Source organism: Frankia sp. CcI156, from assembly GCF_001983015.1.
Lineage (GTDB): Bacteria > Actinomycetota > Actinomycetes > Frankiales > Frankiaceae > Frankia > Frankia casuarinae.
On record NZ_MOMD01000014.1, the window covers coordinates 164,248 to 182,427 of the forward strand.

Sequence of the window (18,180 nt, forward strand, 5' to 3'; positions counted from 1 at the left end):
AGCTCGACAGCCGAGCAAGGAGGTGGAAGGTGCTGAACGCCCAGGTCGCGCCGCCGCGGCGGCTCCTCCGCGGGGCGCGCTGACGGCGCTCGTCGCCCTACGGAGCGCTCGGCGACGTCACCCGGGCCACGCCGGCGACCGACGATGGCGCTCACATGATCGATACCATGGGTGTCCTCGCGGTGGAGCCGGCGTGTCACCGACGCGGGAGGCAGGACGTAGGTTCGGAGAAGATTTCGCGAACGGTGTGGGAAGAGGGACAGGACAGTGCCGAGGGAGACGGGGCGCAGACTGATCGCGCAGAACAAGCGCGCCCGGCATGACTACGACATCCTCGACACCTACGAGGCTGGGCTGGTGCTCCGTGGCACCGAGGTGAAGGCGCTGCGGGCCGGGCGGGCCTCGCTCGTCGACGGGTTCGCCCAGATCAGCGATGGTGAGATCTGGCTGCACAACGTGCACATCCCCGAGTACACCGAGGGGACCTGGACGAACCACGCTCCCCGCCGCAAGCGCAAGATGCTGCTGCACCGGGCGGAGATCGAAAAGCTGGTCGGTAAGACCCAGGAGGGTGGGCTCACGCTGGTCCCGCTCTCGCTCTACTGGAAGGACGGGCGGGCGAAGATCGAAATTGCGCTGGCGCGTGGCCGCAAGTCCTACGACAAACGGCACGCGATCGCGGAGCGGGACGCGGCCCGGGAGATCGGCCGGGCGATGGGCCGCCGAGCCAAGGGGCGCTACCTCTGATAGCCAGCCGTCCATGACACCGTCCGTGGTGCCGCCGATGTTCCTGTCGACGTTTCTGTCGATGTTCCCGTCGTCGTTATTTCGTCGTCGTGCCGCGGATTCGCCGGTTCCGGCAGCATCCGGGTCGCCGTGACCGCCTCCGACGGCGACCGGCTGGCGCAGTTCGAGGCCCTGCTGAGCGCCCAGGGTAAGGCGGTGCTGGCGGCGGCGGTCGCGGCATTTGCCGAGGATGAGCGTGCCGGTGGAGGCGCGGCCCGGGAACTGGCTGTCGGTGCCCGCCTGCGCGCCGAGGGCGTGTCCCCCGCGCTCCTCGCCGCCGCGTTCACTCAGGCGGAGCTGAGGCGGCGCGCGATGGTCAAGTTTGCTCGGGCCGATCGGATGTTCTTCACCCGAGCCGGGTTGGAACAAGCGTCCTCGCAGGCGGCGGCCGAGCATCGGGCCGCGCGGTTCGCCGGTCTGTGCCGGCTCGCCGACCTGTGCACGGGGATCGGCGGGGACGCGTTGGCCCTCGCGCGGGGCCGGGAGATCATGCTCGTCGACCGGGATCCGGTTCATCTGCGGATGGCCGCGCTCAACGTCGCCGTCCACGCGGTCGAGGGCACGACGGTGCTGCCCACGACGGTGCTGCCCACGACCGCGCCGCCCACGGGATCGACCGTGCCGACGGGATGCCTCGAGACGCGCCTGTCCGACGTGCGGGAGGTGGACCTCTCCGGATGCGACGCCGTGTTCGTCGATCCGGCCCGGCGTGCCGGCGACCGTCGGTTGGTGTCGCGGGCGAGCGAGCCGCCGCTGGCCTGGTGCTTCGGGCTTGCCGACAAGGTTGCGGCCGTCGCGGTGAAGGCCGCGCCAGGGCTGGCGACGGAGCTGGTTCCCCCCGGCTGGGAGATCGAGTTCGTGGCCGACGGACGGGATCTCAAGGAGGCCGTACTGTTTTCACCGGCCCTCGCGACCKCCCCGCGTCGCGCCACTGTGCTGCCCGGGCCGGGCGGCTCGGCGTCCCTGCGGGCCAGGGGAGCGCCGGTGAGCCTCACCGGGACCCCGGATCCAGTCGTCCCGGCGGATACAGGTCGGGCGGGTCGGGTGGGTCGGGTGGGTCGGGTCGGCGAGCTAGCCGGTCGGGTAGCGGCTCCGGGCCGGTTCCTCCACGATCCGAGCCCGGCGGTCACTCGGGCGGGCCTGATCGGCGAGCTCGGGCGGCGCCTCGGAGCCTGGCAGATTGATCCGATGATCGCCTTCCTGACCTCCGACGAGGCAGTGACGACCCCCTTCGCCCGCCTGCTGTGCATCGAGGCCGAGCTGCCCTTCGACGTGCGCCGGATCGCGGACCTGTTGCGGTCTCGTGAGATCGGGTCGCTGGACGTCCGGCGACGCGGTCTCGCCGGCGACGTCGAGGAGATCCGTCGCCGGTTGCTACCCCGCCGTCGTGATCTGATTCCCGGTGGACCGGCCGTCACCGTGGTGATGACGAGGCTGCGTGGAGCTCCCTGGGCCTTCGTCTGCACCCCGGTATCGGATGTCGGGGGTATCGGATGTCGGGGCGGTGGCGACCGACTCTCATGACCGACCGACTCTCATGACCGACCGATCCCGGTGGACGCCATCGGGGGCGAAACAGGAGTGACGTTCATGCGTGTTGCCTTCGTCGGACTGGGCACGATGGGATTTCCCATGGCCGGTCACCTGGTTCGGGCCGGGTTCTCCACCACCGCGTTCAATCGCACGGCCGCGACCGCGGCACGCTGGGCCGAGGAACATTCCGGCCGGATCGCGCCGTCGCCCGCCGCCGCGGCGACCGAGGTCGACGTCGTCTGCCTCTGCGTCGGTGCCGATGACGACGTCCGCGAGGTCGTCCTCGGTGCCGACGGGGTGCTGGGGGCGCTTCGGCCTGGTGCGATCATCGTCGATCACACGACGACCTCCGCGGAACTTGCGGAGGAGATCGCGGCGCGCACCGCCGAGGTCGGCGTCGGTTTCGTCGATGCCCCGGTCTCCGGCGGGGAGGCGGGTGCCATGGCCGGCCGGCTGAGCATCATGTGCGGTGGGGATCCTGAGACGATCGAGCGGGCCAGGCCGGTGCTCGCCGCCTACGGCGCGACCATCACGAGGATCGGGCCGGTCGGTAGCGGACAACTCACCAAGATGGTCAATCAGATTCTGGTGGCGGGAGCCGTCGAAGGGGCGGCCGAGGCCATCAACTTTGCTATTGCCGCCGGTCTGGACACCGATCTGGTGCTTTCCGCCGTGGCCGGCGGCGCCGCCAACTCGTGGTACCTGGCGAATCGTGGTCAGACCATGGTGCGCGACGAGTTCGATTTCGGGTTTGCGGTCGACTGGATGCGCAAGGATCTGCGGATCTGCCTTGCCGAGGCGGGCCGGCGTGGTATCCCGCTGCCGATGATCGAGCTGGCTGAGCGGGATCTCGCAGCTGCCCAGGCGGACGGCGAGGGCGGTCTCGACACGACGGTCGTCATCCGGCAGCGGCGCCGTGCGACCAGGCCGGGCGGCGCGGGTGGCGAAGTCTCTCCGGCTTCCTGATCATGGCGCCGCAACGGTGCCGGTCACGGTGGCGATCAGGCAGCCGGCGACGGTACCGGTCGCCAGGACGAGCGGGACGATCCGGCCGAGATGGAGCAGGCACAGGCCCCCGATCAGGGCTCCGGCGAACATGGCGACGGGGCCGGCGAACCGCCGCGTCCGCCGCGCCCCACCGCGGCCCGTTCCTCCGCCGAGCCGGGAGTCGATGATGATCCCGGTCAACGTGCTGGTCAGCACATTCGTCGGGATGTCCGGAACGGCCATCCGCCGAGCCGTCGCGTGCTGCAGGCCCATCGCGAGGGCCAGCGGGAGGATGACGGCATAGGGCCGGGCCCCGGGGATCTCGGGGATCTCGGGTTCCGTACCGAGTCCCTGGGTGACCAGCGTGGCGATCAGCGCGCCGGCCATCAGCCCGGTCTGCGYGGCCATCGCGATGATCAACCACGAGAAGCGGCGACCGCCGATTATGGTCACCGTGCCGATCCGTCCGGCGATGACGGCTCCGGCCAGGAAGCCAGCCAGGGCCAGCGCCGACAGGTCGGCGGACAGGCCCGGGGCCCCGGCCAGCGCAAAGGCCAGCAGGACGACGTTTCCGGTCATGTTGGCCACGAACACCCGGCCGAGTCCGAGAAAACTGACCGCGTCGACGAGACCGCTGAGGATCGCCAACGCCACCAGCAGAGTCGGCAGCCGCCGACGCTGGTCGGGGGACGGTCGCATGGGCACAGTTTCACCGAGCGACGGCCCGTGCGGCGGAAGGCGGGAACTCCCGGCGCCTCTGATTTCGGCGGCTCTGATCTGATCTTCTGATCTGATCAGAGCCGCAACGGACGGACCGGAGCCGCGGCGAGCGCGGGAGTGCTCCGCCAGTCGACCCCGGGAACGTCGATGTAGAGCTCGATCTCGTTGCCATCCGGGTCGAGGATGTACAAGCTGTGGGTGACCGTGTGATCCGACGCGCCGACGACGGTCACATCCGCGTCGTGCAGACGGRCGAGCACCGCGCGCAGCTCGTCGTCGCTGTCGCCAACCTTCAGCCCGAAGTGGTACAATCCCACCCGCCGGCCCTGGGGTATGGCCGCCGCGTCCTCGCCGACCTCGATGAGGAGCAGCTCGTGGTGGGTGCGTCCGGAGGAGAACGCGGCGGCCGGGGCCCGCAGTGGGTTGCCGTCCGCGCCCGCCGGGTCGGGAAAGATCTGCCGCCAGCCGAGTACGTCCCGGTAGAAGGCGCTGGAACGCTCGATGTCCCGGACGTAGAGGACGAGATGTCCCAGTTCCTTGATCTCCACGGTGATCTCCCGAGGCGCTGGTCGTCTGGTAGCCGTTATCCATACAACAACTCCGTACAACGACGTTGCCCGCGACGGCATGCCCACGGRGCCGGGCCGCTGTGACGCGCGGCCGCCACGCCCGCCACAGCCGCCACATCGGAAACCCGTTGGTACGCGGGGTGYCCGACGTGGGAACATGGAGCCGGCGTCCGAGCGTTGGACGCAGTGACGCGCGCGATGGGTCGGGTTGGCAGGAGCGTCTGTTGGCTGGTGCCGGCGTCTGCGTCTGCGTCTGCGTCTGCGTCTGCGTCTGCGGTACACTGAAACGTCGTAACTGATCAGAACTTGGGGGTGACCGGCTTCGACTCCGGACGTCGAGGCAGGGGAAGCGGGCCGAGGATGAGCGGTTATCTCGTTAACGATCCGTTCAGAACAACAGCTGCCAACAAGACGCAGCCCACTACCCCCACTTACGCGCTCGCCGCTTAAGAGGGACTAGGTAGTCGTCAGTCTGGGAGAGCCTCCGGCCCAGAATCTGACGTCGCTAGGAGGATCACCGGCTGACCTGGTCGCGGGGTCGGTCGGGACATCAAACAGCGACTGAGCCTATGTCGGCTTGCCTGCGTGTCCGACGAGGCTGAGAAACAAGTAGCAGGATGCGCCCGGAGAAGCCCTGTGTCGGGGCCGGAGGACGCGGGTTCGATTCCCGCCACCTCCACGAGAGGCCCGGCCTTTGGCCGGGCCTTTTTCGTGCCCTGACCAGCATCGACGCCAGCCGGCCGCACCACGCGGGGTCCGGCCGGAGGCTCGCTGGGCGATGGCTGGGCGACGCGCCTACGGCGAGGGATCGCCGCGGCGACCGCCTCGGCCGCGGCTTGGCCCGTCGACCGAAGCATGTGCGCGTAGATCTTCCCCGTGATCGCTGGCGAAGAGTGACGAAGCCTCTTCGAGATGATCGTGATATCGAGGCCTGCGGCCAGCTGGATGCTGGCGCTTCCGTGGCGCAGATCGTGGAGACGACGGCGGGGGAGCAGCCCTCGGCCAAGCTCGGTCCCCGCATCGAGGACGACCGACAGCGGCTCGGCGAGTGTGAGGAGATACCGGCCGCCTACCCGGTGCGCGCCCACGACCCGCACCGTGTGGCCGGCGTCCTCCCGGCCGACGTAGACGTTCCAGTCGCCGGCGGCCTTCCGGTAGAGGTTCCCGATCGCTACCTCGGTCGCACCGACGGCCGCGGCGACCTTCACTGTGCCCAGCAGGCCGGCCCGCTTCGCGATGACGTGCATGTGCCGGGTCACGTATTCCGGGTCCAGGTGGCGCCCGTCTGGCCGCGTGAAGATCAGGTCGCGGAGCTGCGTCGGGACGCCGTGTTCGTTCGGCAGCGTGCCGTTGTTCCACGCCAGGCCAACATCGGCGCGCTCCTGCTCCTGGGCGACCTGCCAGGCGAGCAGGCTGTCGACTGTGCCCGCGTCGACATCGACCTTGTTCTTGCTGCCTGACGTCTTCGGTGGCCCGACGTGCGTCTCCTTGCCCGACCGGGTGATCTGCTGGCGAATCCGTAGGACCCCGGTGAGCACGTCGAGGTCGGGCCAGGTCAGCCCGCACAGCTCGCCGCGGCGCAGCCCATGCAGTGCGGCGAGCTCGTAGAGCGCGAAGAGCCGCTCGCCGGCCGCCTCGTCGAGGAAGACGCCGACGTCTTCCGCCTCCCAGGGCTCAACCTCGGGTGCCGCGTGCTCGGGCAGTTCGACAGTCACGGCGGGGTTGAAGGGGATCATCCGCTGGCGTAGCGCGTGGTTCAGCGCCGCCCGCAGCATGTCGCGGATGTCGCCGAGCGTCGCCCGCAGCATGTCGCGGATGTCGCCGAGCGTCGCCGGCCCGACGGGGTTACGCCGGGTCGGGTTGGTCTCCTCGATCCGGCGGAACATCGTGTCGATGTGATGGGACTGGAGTCCGGCGAGCGGCAGGTCGCCGAGGTACGGGACGAGGTAGAGCCGGATGAACTGCTCGTAGCGCGCCCGGGTGGACGGCCGCAGCTTTCGTTTCGATGGCAGCCACTGCTCGGCCAGGTAGGTCCTGACGGTGAGGCCGCCGGCGTGGCGCTGCCCGGCGCGGACCGTCCCGATCGCCTCGTCGGCAGCCTTCTCCGCCGCCGTCTTCGACGGCTCCCTGCCTTTCAGCTCCTTTTTGCCGACGAGGGTCTGCAGTTCTTTGGGCACGTAGACGCGCCATTCCCAGAACCCATGGCCCCGCTGTGACAGCTTCGGGCACTGCCCGTACGGATATGCCGTCCGGGTCTCGGGGTCGCGGCACCCACACAGATGCTTGACCGTCGGCTTCACTCGCCTTCCTCCGGCTCGGAGAGGAGTACACGCAGCCAGTCGGAGCCGCTCGGTGCTGGACCCCCACCCACGTTCTCAGGCATGCCTGGATCGAGGCTGTCGACATCGGCGAGGCTGGGCGGCAGCGGCGGCGGGGTCAGGCCGGTCGCCCGGATGGCGTCCCGAAGCCGCTTCAGGTACTGAGCCGCCCGGCGAGCAGTCTTCTCCGCAATGAAACGTTCGCTGGTCGCGCTTTCGAGTGCGCGGCTGGCAGCCATTCTCGCAGCGTGATATTCACCGTCCGACACGCCGCCGGGCACCATGCGGGCTCTCGCGCTCGCMACCCTCTCAGCGACGCGCTCAGCCTCACCTCGCGCGGCGATGGTGTAGTTGATCTCGGCTGCGTGCCTACGAAAGATCTCCTGCGTGCTGACCTGAGCCCACGGCGGTAGGCCATCCGGCGACGCATCGCCAGCGAACCACCGCGCCGCGTCCCAGGTAGGGACCACTCGGCCGGGCATAGCCTCGACGGTCTCGACGTGGCCGAGCGGATACAGCAGTTGCAGGGGCGGGACCCCGAGCACCGCGGCGAGAACGACCAGCTCGGCGACGGTCACGCCCGGCCGTCGCTCGTTTTCCGTGTTCGCGATCAGCGATCTGCTGATCTGGAGTCCCAGTTCCGAGCAGCGGTCGRCCACCTGCTGCGCGCTCAGTCCAAGGCGGGTCCGTTGGCGCCGGATCTCAGCGCCGATCACTCGGGCCTGCCTCTCCGACCAGTCGGGGTTGTGCATACAGGCACAGTAGGCGATCGCGCCCGGTCCTAGTTGACATGTGGCGATCGTACGGGTAGTTCTGGGTCTGTACTCACAGATGCTCATAATTTGATCCAATTTGACCGGGGAGGCTGCGCGTGGGAGCACAGGATGCCGGGGCGGGAGAGATGGGGCAGCGGGGTCGGCTGAGTGTGGCCGAGATCCGGGCGCGCAGGGGCAGTGGAGCGCTGAGCAGTTGCGTGCGCTGCCGGTCATCGTGGACGTCGAGACGGCGGCGTCGATCCTCGACATGGGGCTGACCAAGGCCAGGGCCATGGTCCGCGCCGGTACCTGGCCGACCCGCGTCATCCACAACGGCGATCGCTGGCTGGTCCCCGTTCGGCCCTTGCTGGAGCTGCTCGGTATCGAGCCGACCGCCGCGTGACCTCGGCCAGGCCCTCGACGGCCGGCTGGTCTACCTGGGAGGTCGAGGACCGAGCGCTGTGKGAGATCGGCCTCGACGTGGTCTCCAGCGCGCCTGCCACCCGCTGGCGCAGGCGCCGGCCGCGCGGCACCGACGGCACGGCCAGCCGGTGAGCACCGCCGACGAGGACGAAATCGTTCACGCCGAGCGGGTCGTGCTCGGCGCGCTGATGTACGCCGACCCCACGACGATGGTCGACGCGATCGCCCGGCTCGACCAAGGCGCGGACTTCCGGTTGCCATCCCACCGGGTGATCTACCGGGTGATCGTCGAGCTCTGGGCGGCCGACGTCCCACCCGACCCGAGCGCCGTGTGGGCGGAGGTCGGACGCCGCGCGGCAGCGGATCGGGCCACGCCCCATCACGGTCTTCAGAGCACCGATCTGACGGACATGGTCGCCGTGGTCCCCAACCTGGCGATGGTGCCGTACTACGTCGCCAAGGTGGCGGCTGCAGGCGACCGGCGCCGGACGGCCGAGGCGCTCGCGCTCGCCGCCGAGCGGATCGGGAAGGGCGCTGACGTCGACCAGGTCGCCGGCGACGTCGTCAAGGTGCTCGCCTCGCGGGGCCGCCCTGCTCGTTCGGGCCGGCGCGCCCGCGTGACGTGGGCAGACACGATCGACCCTGAGCCGGTCGTGTGGGCCTGGACGGACGAGGGCGAGGGGCGGATCCCGGCGGGTGCTCTGTCGCTCGCCGCGGGCCGAGAGGGCACCGGGAAGTCCTCGTTCGGGTTGTGGATCACCGCTCAGGTCAGCCGTGGCCTGCTCCCGGGCTCGTTCTACGGCACGCCACGGCCGGCGCTCTATGCCGCCGTCGAGGACTCCTGGAAACACACCCTCGTCCCGCGTCTGATCGCGGCCGGTGCCGACCGCTCCAAGGTCGCCCGGTTCGACGTGGTCCAGGACGACGACGCCGAGGTCGCGCTCTCCCTGCCGGTCGACAACGACCTACTCGAAGAGACGATCACCGATCTCGGTGCCGCGCTCGTCGTGATCGACCCSCTGATGTCGGCGCTCGACGCCACACTCGACAGCCACCGAACCCGGGAGGTTCGCCGCGCGCTGGACCCGCTGGCCGGGATCGCGGACCGCACGGGCGCCGYCATCCTGGGAATCGCCCACTTCAACAAGTCGAGCGGCACCGATGTAGCCCAGCTCATCACCGGCTCCGGGGCCTTCAAGGACGTTCCCCGGGCCGTGTTCGGCTTCGCCCGGGACGACTCGGAGGACGCCTCGGCTGCCGGCGGTCGTGTCATGACGCAGGTGAAGAACTCGCTCGGCAGGGACGATCTCCCCTCGCTCACCTACGGCATCGCGAGCGCGGTCGTCGAAACCGGGCGCGGCACGTCTCACGTCGGCCGGCTCCACTTCACCGGACRCACCGACCGGACCGTCGCCGACGTGCTCAGCTCCTCCAGTGCACCCGACCCCGACGCCGAAGCCGACCGCGCGGAAGCCGYCGACTGGCTACGCGACTACCTGACCGGGCACGGTGGCGAGGCGTCGCCGAGGGACATCGAGAAGGCCGGCCGAGCCGACGGGTTCAGCACCGATCAGCTCAAGCGCGCGAAGCGCAAGGCCGGAGTCCGATCCGAGAAATCCAGCATGGCGGGCCCCTGGGTGTGGCGAATCGACGTCACAGACAGCAACCGGCAGCGGTCCGGCGGGAGTATCCCCGAAGAGCGCGGCGACGAAGCGCGCACCGAAGGGAGCACCTGCGCGGCATCGAATGGTGACCACGCAGAGTGGTCGGTTTTCGGGCCGGTCGCCTCATGACCGGCGGTCCCGTCTCGGCCGGCGGGTGGTCGCCGGCCGGCCAGACGGCCTACGCCTCGGCGGCCCTCGCCAGAGGGCGAGCGACCATGAACCATTCCGCGGACATCCGCCGGTCGTTGACCTCGACGATGCGGCCGGACTCATCGCGCGTGACGCAGATGATCCGAAAGACGGGTACGCCAGCGGGAATCCCGAGGATCGCGGCTTCGTCGCCGGTCGGCATCCGCGCGCCGTAGAGATCCTCCCAGGACAGGTGGAGTCCCATGTCCTGCTCCATGCGGTCGAAGATCCCGCCTGGCCCGCTGTTGATCGCTTCGAGGACGGTCCCGTGTGCCAGGTCGGCGGGGATGTAGGACGTGGCGATCTGGAGGACTTCACCCCCTGGTGGCCCCATCCGCCGGTCGCGGATGACGACTTCGGCGTTCGCGTCGGGTAGGCGGAGTATCCGCGCGATGTCGGCGGGGGCCGGGCCGCGCGACAGCGACGGCGGGACGAGCGCGACCCAGTCGACCGCGGCGGGGTCGAAGTAGTAGCCGCGTTCGTCACGGTAGACAGCGCGGTCTCGAATGACGTGCTGGGTGTCGAGGGCTGGGCGGCGCCGGACGAACGTCCCGAAGGGTGGCCGCCGGTCGATGAGCCCCTCGACTTCGAGCGGAGCGAGCGCTTGGCGCACGGTCGGCCGCGACGTCCCCCACTGCTCGGCGAGCRCCTTCTCAGGCGGGAGCTTCGCGCCTGGCGGCAAGGTGCCGTCCGCGATCTGACGGCGCAGGTCCGCCTCGATCCTCCGGTAGATCCGCTCCTCGGGCGCCATGGCCAGACCGTACTGGGAGACGGTCTTGACAGTCACTACCAGAGTGACGGTATTGACTGTCTATACAGTTCCCTCTACCGTGGGAGACGCCAGCCCAGGACATGTCGGCGCAGGAGGGCCCGTGACGGACAAGACGCCCAGCCCGCCGATCGTGGTGGAGCGCTGCGAGTGTGGCGCCTTGGTCGCCGAGCACCGCGGCGACGGGTGGCGTGAGGCGGGGGCCTGCGGATCGCTGGTCGCGTTCGCCCCGGCTGCCCTGGCAGGCGTCGACTCGGTGGTCTGCCTTGGCATCGAYGGCGCGCCGTGCGGCCATCTGGGCGCTGAGCACAGCGACGTCGACGAGGTGGGCGGCTGCCGCTGGTGCGGCTGCACCCGCAGCTACGACCACGGCAAGCCGGGCGACGACGACCCGGAGGGCACTATCTCCGAGGTCGTCATCGGTGGCGCCCGCTGGACGTGGCGACATGAAGGCGCCGGTATCTGGACCCGGGTCGACAGCGCCGAGCGGCACACCACCGCCCAGCTGAGGGCGCTCGGCGCGACCGCCCAGTGGACCGCCAGCGAGACGGCCCGATGAGCGCCAAGCTGCCCGGGCCGCACCGGGAACCGGCCGACCTCGACCGCCGAGTCCTGGCCGCGCAGCTGCGCGCCCTCGCCGACAACTACGACGCCGCGATCACCGCCACCGAGCAGGTGATCCACGGCGGCGACACACCGCCCGACGCCGACCTCGACGACCTGCGGCAACACCGATCAGCCCTGATCGGCTCGTGGCACCGCCTGCGCGCCGAGGCCGACAACCTCACGGGCGATGCCCGATGAACCGCCGTGGCTGTGGCCGGCGCAGGCACGGAGCGGGGTGGCGGAAGTGAGCACCCGCGAGCCGGCCAGCGGCCTGGCGGACGAGCGGGCATCGCTGGCCGTCGCCCGGACGAACGTCGCCGCCGAGGTCGCCTTCCTCGTCCGGACCGCTGCCCGGCGACTCGTCGCCGACGACCCGGACCTGTCCAGACAGACGGCTGCCGCGATCAGCGAAGGGCGCGCCGTGCTGGCGGACCTCGACCTGCGGGTCGCCGCGCTCGACCGCAAGGAGGAATCCCAGTGATCACGTTTCACCGGCCGGGCTGGCTTGAGCGCACTGCTCGCCGGGCGCTGCCGTTCCTCCTCGGCGCCGGCGCGTTCGCCGTTGCCGGCGTCCACACGGTCGCCGCGTCGCCGAGTGGGCCGGCCAGCCGCTGTGGGCTGCGGTCGTCATCACCGGCACCGGCGAGGCCATGGCCGTCGCCGCCGTCCTCGAGGTCCGCCACCGCCGCCGGACCGGCGGCGGTCTGTTCTGGCCAGTTCTCGTCACGATCGCCGCGTTCGGCTTCTCCGCCGCCTGCAACCTGACCGCCGCCCTGGTCCGCAGCGACGGCGGCAGGCTCGCCGGCCATCCGGGAGCGTGGCGTCCGGCGATGGCGGTGTGGCCGGTCGTCGCCTTCGCGCTCGTGACGCTGATGAAGGCCACGGGCGGACACGGCGACGACGAGGCCCAGCCCGACATCCCGGCCGCGCCAGCCCCGGCGGTTGTCGGGGCTGACCGTGTGCTCGACCCGGCCGTCGATGACCCTCGCGGGCACGGTGGCGAGCACACCGGCACGCCGATCGTCCGGCCACGGATGAGCACACCGGGGCAGCCGCGTGCGCGCGTTGCCGGGCCGACCAGCGCGGCGCGTGAGCCGCTTGGACCCGTCCCCACTCGTCTGGAGACGGTATCCCCCGCCGCACCCCCTTACACGGCGGAACAAAACCATTCGAACGCTGTCCGTTATGCCCCGGGGTGGCGGACGGCTGTCCGGCGGCCCGCCCGCCCACCCCCACCGGTCGCGGCGTGACGGCCTTCCCGGCGGTTGGCCCGATGGTCGGGGTGACAGGCGGATCGGCACCTTCGGTGCTCATCTCTTCCGGYACGGCCACCGGCCCGGCCGGTTCGCGCCGGCCGCCGCCGGGGTCCCAGTCGTCAAACGGCAGCATCGTGTCGATGCTCACGGCTCACCCCGCCCAGGGGCTGACCTCCCAGCAGGTGACACAGGGGGTCCCGCACCGGCCGGACCGATATCACCATCGGTGAGCAGGCCCCGCCCGGCATACCGCCATACCCCGACGGCCACCGTGTTCGGGTCCCCGTCCGGACGGCCGAACGCATCCACCAGCCCCCGACCGGACAGCGCCCCGCCGATCAGCCGTGCGTAGACCCGCCGCGCGCCGCGCAACGCGCCGAACGTCGTGCTGTACTTCCTGCTTTTCGTGATCCAGTGTCCACCCCAGCCAAACGCGTGGGACCAACGCAGCAACCCCGGCAACCGGCCCGGAAGCCGTCCGGCCGCCTCGTCGAGTGCCGCCGCGAACGTTTCATCGGTGCCAAGCTGCCAGCAGGTTTCCACCATCCGCCGCGCATGCGCGTGCAGGGGGAGCCGGGCGAGATGGGCGAGGCTACRCACCGGCCGGTCCAGCAGCCCCCCGGCCGTGACGGACTTCGTCAGGTATTTCGCCAGATAGTTAGCGATCTTCCCCGAGGTGGTGGGTCCATCCAACGCGACCGGCCGAATATCGACCTGCACCCCCCAGCGCACCGCCAGCGTTCCGGCCGGATCGTGCGGGTCGGGCGCTGTCACCGATACCTCTGCCACGACAGCCCGCAGACAGTCGGCAACCAGACGGGTGGTCGCCCACCCGGGCGGGGCCACGAGGTCATCCGGGTCCTCGCCGCGCCCGTCGACCCGGACGACGGCGTGCAGGTGGACCAGGCCCCGGGCCTGCATTTCCACGGCTTTCACGAAGGTGATCCGTACCTGACGGCGCAGACCGGCCACCGTCAGACCGGCCGCCGCCGCTACGGCGGATTCGGTCGCGTCCCGGGTGGCCTTCCACAGCACCGGCGCGAGCGAGTTCCAGATGACCGCGCCCGGATAGTCGAAGCAGTCCGGGCACAGCGGCTGTCCGAGCGTGGGATCCCCGTCCCCGTGCCGGGCGTGGCAGCCCGCCGGCCGTCCATGCGGGCATTCGCTCCGCCGAGGCCGGCACGCCCGCGCCTCACCCCGCTTCCCCCGGGACCGGCGGGAGTGCACCGGCCCGAAACTCGGCGCGGTCAACGTCACGAACAGCGCCGGATGACCGCTGACCGTGTCGGGAACGCTCGTGCCACCGGCCAGCCCGGACAGCACGATCCGCCGGGCATCCCGCTTGTACGTCGCCGAACACGCCGGGCAGACCGACTCCCGCCGGTTGTTGCACCGCACATGCACCACCCCGCCGGGCAGACCCGCCGCCGAGAACGCCCGCCGCACCTCCCCGGACGTGACATCCACATGATCGGTGTGGCCCTTCAGGCGAATCGGAGAAACACAGCCACCGGCTACCGCAACCTGTACGGACTCCGCCACTTTCCGTGACTCCTTTCGGGTGTGGCAGAGCCACACCACCCACATGCGGGAATCAGATGGAGGGGGAACGCGCCGCGGTCATCGGCGTGAGATGGTCAGTCGGACCGCCGAAACTGCTCTTCCCAGCGCGCCCATGCTTGTTCAGCGGCTGGTGAGCCGTCGTCCGCGGTGACCGGCGGGGGAGCCGGGGGCAGCGCCGGGGGTGGCGGGGGTCGCCGCCATGCGCGCAGCGGAATCGTCGGGTCGTCCACGTCCCGGGGACCGGTGGGGGTGGTGCAGGGTGGGGAGGCTGCGCGGGGGTCGCAAGGGGGCATGGACGGCATCGAGGGCATCGAGGGCAGTTGTGGTCGCCACCCTTCCGCCGGTTCCATCGGGGTGGTGGGATGGACCGGAGCGTGCTGCGCGGCCATGGTCCGGATGTCGTCGTCGGTGAGCCATCCGGCGCGGACCCGGACGGGGGTCGKGTCTTCGTCCACCAGGACGTAGCCGACTCCGGGCAGGCCCCGGGGAACGCGGTCGCAAAGCGCGCCTCGATCCCGGGCACCTTCTCCCAACACCATGTTGATCTGTACTGGTTCTGTGAGCCGGAGCGCGACCCGGACGGGGAACAGGTCCCGGAACGGCAACACATCCTTGCCGGGGTCTTGCAGCGCACCGACGACGACGACCCMCGGTGYCCGGCCCTGGGAGAGCAACAGTTGCAGCGCAACCGCGATCCGCTTCTTGACTTCCGCATCGGATACGTAGGCCGTCAGGCTCGCGACCTCATCGATGATGATCACGATCAGGGGATCGTCCGGGGTGGGTGTGTGGGACCGGGCCACCCCGCGTAGCCGGCCCGTGCGCCGCTCCATGACCGTCACGGCATCTTCGAGGAGATCCGCGATCGTCGCCGCGGTTACGGCGAAACGCGCGAACAAAGGTTCCCCGAAGGCGAGTTCCATGCCGCCCTTCGGGTCACACGCCCAGACCTCCGCGACGCCCCCGCGGATCGACGGGGCAAGCGCCCGGATGATCGACCAGATGACCGAGCCTTTACCGGCCCCGGTGGCCCCGGCGATGAGCACATGYGACCCGCGCAGCGGCAGCAGCCAGGCCCGGCGGTCCTCCCGCACCCCGATCGGTAGGGCGTCCAGCTCACCGGCCGCACCGGCGGGCAGCAGATCCGCGCGGACTGCCCGGCCCAGCACCTCACGGCGCACCAACACCAGGCCGACCCGGTCCGCCCGGTCCAGATCCGGAGAGATCCGCACCTCCCGCAGCTTCAGCGTGGCCGTCAGCTTCCCCGCCGCCTGTTGGAGATCGTCCACGCTCAGGCCTGGTGACAGGACCAGCCGCAGATGCCAGCCCGCCGCGCCCCGCCGCGCCCGCCGTATCCGGGGAACACGCCCACCGCCCCCAGCAGACGGTGTTTCCACCCGGCAGGCATGGCAAGCGGCCGCCCAGCGTCGCCGCAGCCGCCCACCCAGCAGCCAGCCGACCACCGCCCGGCGCAGCACCGGCACGACCAGCACGACCAGCACCAGGCCGAGGAGCAGCCCCCGTCCCCAGAAGGAACCGAACCGGCCGATGATCGATTGCGGCACCATCAGCAGCACGAGCAGCGCCAGCACCTCACGGCGCCATCCCCAGATATGCCRCAGGCCGTACCGGACCAGCAGTTCCGGCACCGACGGCCGCAACGACAGCCGAAACTGATCTTTCCGCATCCGGCCGGGCCGGATCCGTAGCACCGACACACCTACTCCTTTGCGCGCACGAGCAGGACCGGCCGGGATGGCGGCACACGGTCAGGGCACCGCCACCCCCGAACCGGGTAGCCCTAGCTCTTGCTTGACACCCYGGTGATCGAGGCCGCTGAGTACGAGATGCCGTGACGGCCCTGCATCTGCCAGGAGCGGCCCACCAGGCCCGTCAGCCGTACCGGCGTCCCCGGCTGTACCGTCGGCGCCTCCCCCGCGATCCGGACCGTGATCACTTCCGCTGTGCCGTCCGCCATCGCGACTGCAACCGGCACGGTCCACAACGGCAGCCCATCCGCGTTCCCTCGCTGGCTGCCGGACTCTCGGTCTATCACCGGCGCAGCCGGACCCATTGCGGTTACCACGGAAAACGCCGTCACGTCCACGGGAATCACCCGCATCGCGTCACCCCTGATCATTGGTATCTTCTGGTGCCGCCCGTCAGCGGCCTGATCTCATGGTCTCCCGGGGTAGTGCGCCGAAATCTTCTAGGTTGTGCGTGAAAAGTGCGCCAGCCGGCCACCCGCTTTTCACGCAGTCCGCACGCACAACCAGCGCACCCGGCACACGGAAAAGCGGGGTACAGGAAAGCCTTGTACCCCGCCCGTGCCCCTCGTGCTAACGCTGGAGGAGCAGTTTGCATACCTGCRCCGCGAGATCCCACATCAACGCATGTTCACGGTCACCCCGCAGGCTCGCCGGTGCGATCCGCAGCGCATCCGCCGCCCGCGCCCGCCGCGTACTGACGCRCAAACCCGCCGTTCCGGGGGAGAGCCCGAGCAGCAGCCGCACCGCCCGATCCTCCGGACTATCCAGCCCCGCCGCCGCGTTCCGGATCAGATCCTCAGCCGCGAGCATCCGCGCCGCCCACGGCGTCACCCCCGGCTCCAGCACATCCACCACCACGGGGGTATATGCCCCCAACCGTGCGGCCGTGGCGCCGTGACKGATCGTGGAGCACAGCCCCATCCACAGCATGTCCAAATCCGGCAGACTCTCCACGCTCACCAGGCATCACCGGCATCACCGGCATCACCGGCCGCGACGGTCACCGACACCGGACCAGRCCCCGGACGGTGCAGCACCTCCACGACCACCGTCGCCGCCAACGACAGCGCGCACATCCCCGCGCACCACGCCACCAGCGCCAGCACGAACAGCGCCTGATGACGCCGGGATATCTCTTCGGAGRCCAGCTCGACACGCCGCCGCATCACCACATCGCCTTTCCGACCAGCCGGATCACGGCAATGACGATCACGGCGACGAGGATGAACGGGATCGCGGCCGACGCCTCAGAAAACAGAAAAAGGCTCAGGTACAGGCACCAAARGAAAGCTACCCACCAGCCGAACCCGAAGCTGGTCCGCACATAGTAACGGGGCATGGGAAAACCCTCCAGGAACGAAGACCGTGAAGCCGACCGCCTCACACACCCCATCCTGCGGACCAGGAATCCCACGTCCTAGGACAAGACGCGGCTTGTCCGCGGCTCTTTCACAGACCAGACCCAGACCAGCCACGGACGCAGTCCGCTCTACATGTCCCCAACCCGGACGGAACGCAGACGGAGCACAGACACGCACCGTGCATAGTCAGTGGYCGGACGGCACGCGGACGGAACCCGGACACCACGCGGACGCGCCAACACGAGACAAGAAAGGATCGCCATGCCCCCCGACGTGACAGAACTGACCACAGTCCTAACMCTCTGCTACCGCAACGGTATCCGGTTRCCCACCTACATGATCACCCCTGATGTACGCCGACAGCTAACAGACATGATCGTTCCGCCGCGAGTTGAGCCCGAGGAACCCGACGCGCTTCTCCGCAGGGCTTTCACCGCCCACGCGATCATCAAAGCCAGCGTTGCCGCCATCGGCGGGAGCGAAGCACGCGCGCTCCGCCTCCTCCTGGACCTCGACGGGAAAGAGAAACGCAGCGTCACCGACCGGCGCGCAGACGCTGCGGAGCCGTACGACATCACCGGGGGCAGCTTCCTGCGCCGCCATCAACGCACCGTCACAGAAGCACTAGCGGCGGAAATCTGGCGCAGGCTCACCGCCGCACAGCCCACCGCCGACCCCCAGGCCATCCCCATGCCATCCCCATGCCCTGGACACCCAGCATCCCACCMCCCCCGCATGCCTTCCCCACACCCCACATCCCCGCCAGCACACCACCCCCGCAACCAGCCCAACCGAGTCACCGGCGAGATCACCATCCCCGCCGTTGCCAGCCAGCCCCAAGCATCCCCACCACCGGTAGAGCACTACCGTCCCCGCCGTATACGAGAAGACCCCGAACCGGGCGCGAGGGGG

The 18,180-nt window shown here is 70.1% G+C and carries 20 protein-coding genes, 1 other RNA gene and 1 pseudogene; 11 read left to right on the top strand and 11 right to left on the bottom strand.

Annotated features, from left to right (window positions below; all coding sequences use genetic code 11):
- The first annotated feature begins 267 nt into the window (after positions 1–267).
- The 3 genes from smpB (at position 268) to CcI156_RS06975 (ending at position 3,285) form a co-directional block, all read left to right on the top strand.
- A complete protein-coding gene (gene smpB, locus CcI156_RS06965) occupies positions 268–747 on the top strand; it encodes an SsrA-binding protein SmpB (protein ID WP_011435254.1) in 480 nt (159 codons plus the stop codon).
- A 129-nt stretch (positions 748–876) separates the two neighbouring features.
- Positions 877–2,310, top strand: a complete 1,434-nt coding sequence (locus CcI156_RS06970; protein ID WP_076804840.1) for an SAM-dependent methyltransferase — start codon at positions 877–879, stop codon at positions 2,308–2,310.
- A 66-nt stretch (positions 2,311–2,376) separates the two neighbouring features.
- Positions 2,377–3,285 (top strand): NAD(P)-dependent oxidoreductase, encoded by a 909-nt coding sequence (locus tag CcI156_RS06975; RefSeq protein WP_011435256.1) that lies wholly within the window; start codon positions 2,377–2,379, stop codon positions 3,283–3,285.
- On the opposite strand, the gene CcI156_RS06980 is transcribed toward CcI156_RS06975, so the two are convergent.
- Together CcI156_RS06980 and CcI156_RS06985 are read right to left on the bottom strand one after the other, a co-directional pair.
- Complete coding sequence (locus tag CcI156_RS06980; RefSeq protein WP_076804843.1) at positions 3,286–4,005, bottom strand: YoaK family protein; 720 nt, start codon at positions 4,003–4,005, stop codon at positions 3,286–3,288.
- Between the two features lie 95 nt (positions 4,006–4,100).
- Positions 4,101–4,574 (bottom strand): VOC family protein, encoded by a 474-nt coding sequence (locus CcI156_RS06985; RefSeq protein WP_076804846.1) that lies wholly within the window; start codon positions 4,572–4,574, stop codon positions 4,101–4,103.
- Positions 4,575–4,903: 329 nt separating this feature from the next.
- Here CcI156_RS06985 and ssrA point away from each other — a divergent pair.
- Both ssrA and CcI156_RS26665 read left to right on the top strand, forming a co-directional pair.
- Positions 4,904–5,277: a transfer-messenger RNA gene (gene ssrA / locus CcI156_RS06990) on the top strand.
- A gap of 277 nt (positions 5,278–5,554) precedes the next feature.
- On the top strand, positions 5,555–6,055 hold the full coding sequence (locus CcI156_RS26665) for a hypothetical protein (protein WP_070982750.1): 501 nt from the start codon (positions 5,555–5,557) through the stop codon (positions 6,053–6,055).
- Between the two features lie 489 nt (positions 6,056–6,544).
- On the opposite strand, the pseudogene CcI156_RS27620 reads toward CcI156_RS26665, so the two are convergent.
- Both CcI156_RS27620 and CcI156_RS07010 read right to left on the bottom strand, forming a co-directional pair.
- Positions 6,545–6,895 (bottom strand): annotated as a pseudogene (locus CcI156_RS27620) (site-specific integrase); the annotation flags it as partial.
- Positions 6,892–7,962, bottom strand: a complete 1,071-nt coding sequence (locus CcI156_RS07010; protein WP_139341433.1) for a helix-turn-helix transcriptional regulator — start codon at positions 7,960–7,962, stop codon at positions 6,892–6,894. The pseudogene CcI156_RS27620 and the gene CcI156_RS07010, both read right to left, overlap by 4 nt.
- On the opposite strand from CcI156_RS07010, the gene CcI156_RS07015 reads away from it, so the two are divergent.
- Both CcI156_RS07015 and CcI156_RS07020 read left to right on the top strand, forming a co-directional pair.
- A complete protein-coding gene (locus tag CcI156_RS07015; protein ID WP_023839933.1) occupies positions 7,883–8,071 on the top strand; it encodes a hypothetical protein in 189 nt (62 codons plus the stop codon). The two genes, CcI156_RS07010 and CcI156_RS07015, sit on opposite strands and share 80 nt — an antisense overlap.
- Positions 8,072–8,219: 148 nt before the next feature.
- Positions 8,220–9,884 (top strand): AAA family ATPase, encoded by a 1,665-nt coding sequence (locus tag CcI156_RS07020; RefSeq protein ID WP_076804851.1) that lies wholly within the window; start codon positions 8,220–8,222, stop codon positions 9,882–9,884.
- A 49-nt stretch (positions 9,885–9,933) separates the two neighbouring features.
- Here CcI156_RS07020 and CcI156_RS07025 read toward each other — a convergent pair whose 3' ends face one another.
- A complete protein-coding gene (locus CcI156_RS07025; protein WP_083718346.1) occupies positions 9,934–10,731 on the bottom strand; it encodes a GntR family transcriptional regulator in 798 nt (265 codons plus the stop codon).
- 85 nt (positions 10,732–10,816) lie between these two features.
- Between CcI156_RS07025 and CcI156_RS07030 the strand changes: the two genes are divergently transcribed.
- The 4 genes from CcI156_RS07030 to CcI156_RS24600 all read left to right on the top strand — a co-directional run bounded on the left by CcI156_RS07030 (position 10,817) and on the right by CcI156_RS24600 (position 12,569).
- Complete coding sequence (locus tag CcI156_RS07030) at positions 10,817–11,272, top strand: hypothetical protein (RefSeq protein WP_023839936.1); 456 nt, start codon at positions 10,817–10,819, stop codon at positions 11,270–11,272.
- The gene (locus CcI156_RS07035; protein WP_023839937.1) at positions 11,269–11,517 is read left to right on the top strand and encodes a hypothetical protein; all 249 of its coding nucleotides are present in this window, start codon (positions 11,269–11,271) and stop codon (positions 11,515–11,517) included. Before CcI156_RS07030 ends, CcI156_RS07035 begins: the two co-directional genes overlap by 4 nt.
- Before the next feature lie 46 nt (positions 11,518–11,563).
- A complete protein-coding gene (locus CcI156_RS07040; protein WP_134351164.1) occupies positions 11,564–11,800 on the top strand; it encodes a hypothetical protein in 237 nt (78 codons plus the stop codon).
- Between the two features lie 169 nt (positions 11,801–11,969).
- Complete coding sequence (locus CcI156_RS24600; RefSeq protein ID WP_023839939.1) at positions 11,970–12,569, top strand: hypothetical protein; 600 nt, start codon at positions 11,970–11,972, stop codon at positions 12,567–12,569.
- Positions 12,570–12,719: 150 nt separating this feature from the next.
- Here CcI156_RS24600 and CcI156_RS07050 read toward each other — a convergent pair whose 3' ends face one another.
- The 6 genes from CcI156_RS07050 to CcI156_RS07075 form a co-directional block, all read right to left on the bottom strand.
- Entirely contained in the window at positions 12,720–14,117 is a 1,398-nt protein-coding gene (locus CcI156_RS07050) for a replication initiator (RefSeq protein WP_371681771.1), read from the bottom strand.
- Between the two features lie 95 nt (positions 14,118–14,212).
- Positions 14,213–15,856, bottom strand: coding sequence for a cell division protein FtsK (locus CcI156_RS24605; protein WP_076804853.1), 1,644 nt, complete (start codon positions 15,854–15,856; stop codon positions 14,213–14,215).
- 621 nt (positions 15,857–16,477) lie between these two features.
- Positions 16,478–16,867, bottom strand: a complete 390-nt coding sequence (locus CcI156_RS07065; RefSeq protein ID WP_139341434.1) for a hypothetical protein — start codon at positions 16,865–16,867, stop codon at positions 16,478–16,480.
- Positions 16,864–17,073 carry a hypothetical protein gene (locus CcI156_RS07070; protein ID WP_139341435.1) on the bottom strand — a complete coding sequence of 70 codons (210 nt, stop codon included), beginning with the start codon at positions 17,071–17,073 and terminating at the stop codon, positions 16,864–16,866. Before CcI156_RS07070 ends, CcI156_RS07065 begins: the two co-directional genes overlap by 4 nt.
- Positions 17,073–17,246: a hypothetical protein gene (locus tag CcI156_RS25515; RefSeq protein WP_175637546.1), complete on the bottom strand. Its 174-nt coding sequence runs from the start codon at positions 17,244–17,246 to the stop codon at positions 17,073–17,075. The genes CcI156_RS07070 and CcI156_RS25515 overlap by 1 nt, the downstream gene beginning before the upstream one ends.
- A 385-nt stretch (positions 17,247–17,631) precedes the next feature.
- Positions 17,632–17,871, bottom strand: a complete 240-nt coding sequence (locus CcI156_RS07075) for a hypothetical protein (protein WP_035730701.1) — start codon at positions 17,869–17,871, stop codon at positions 17,632–17,634.
- Between the last annotated feature and the right edge of the window lie 309 nt (positions 17,872–18,180).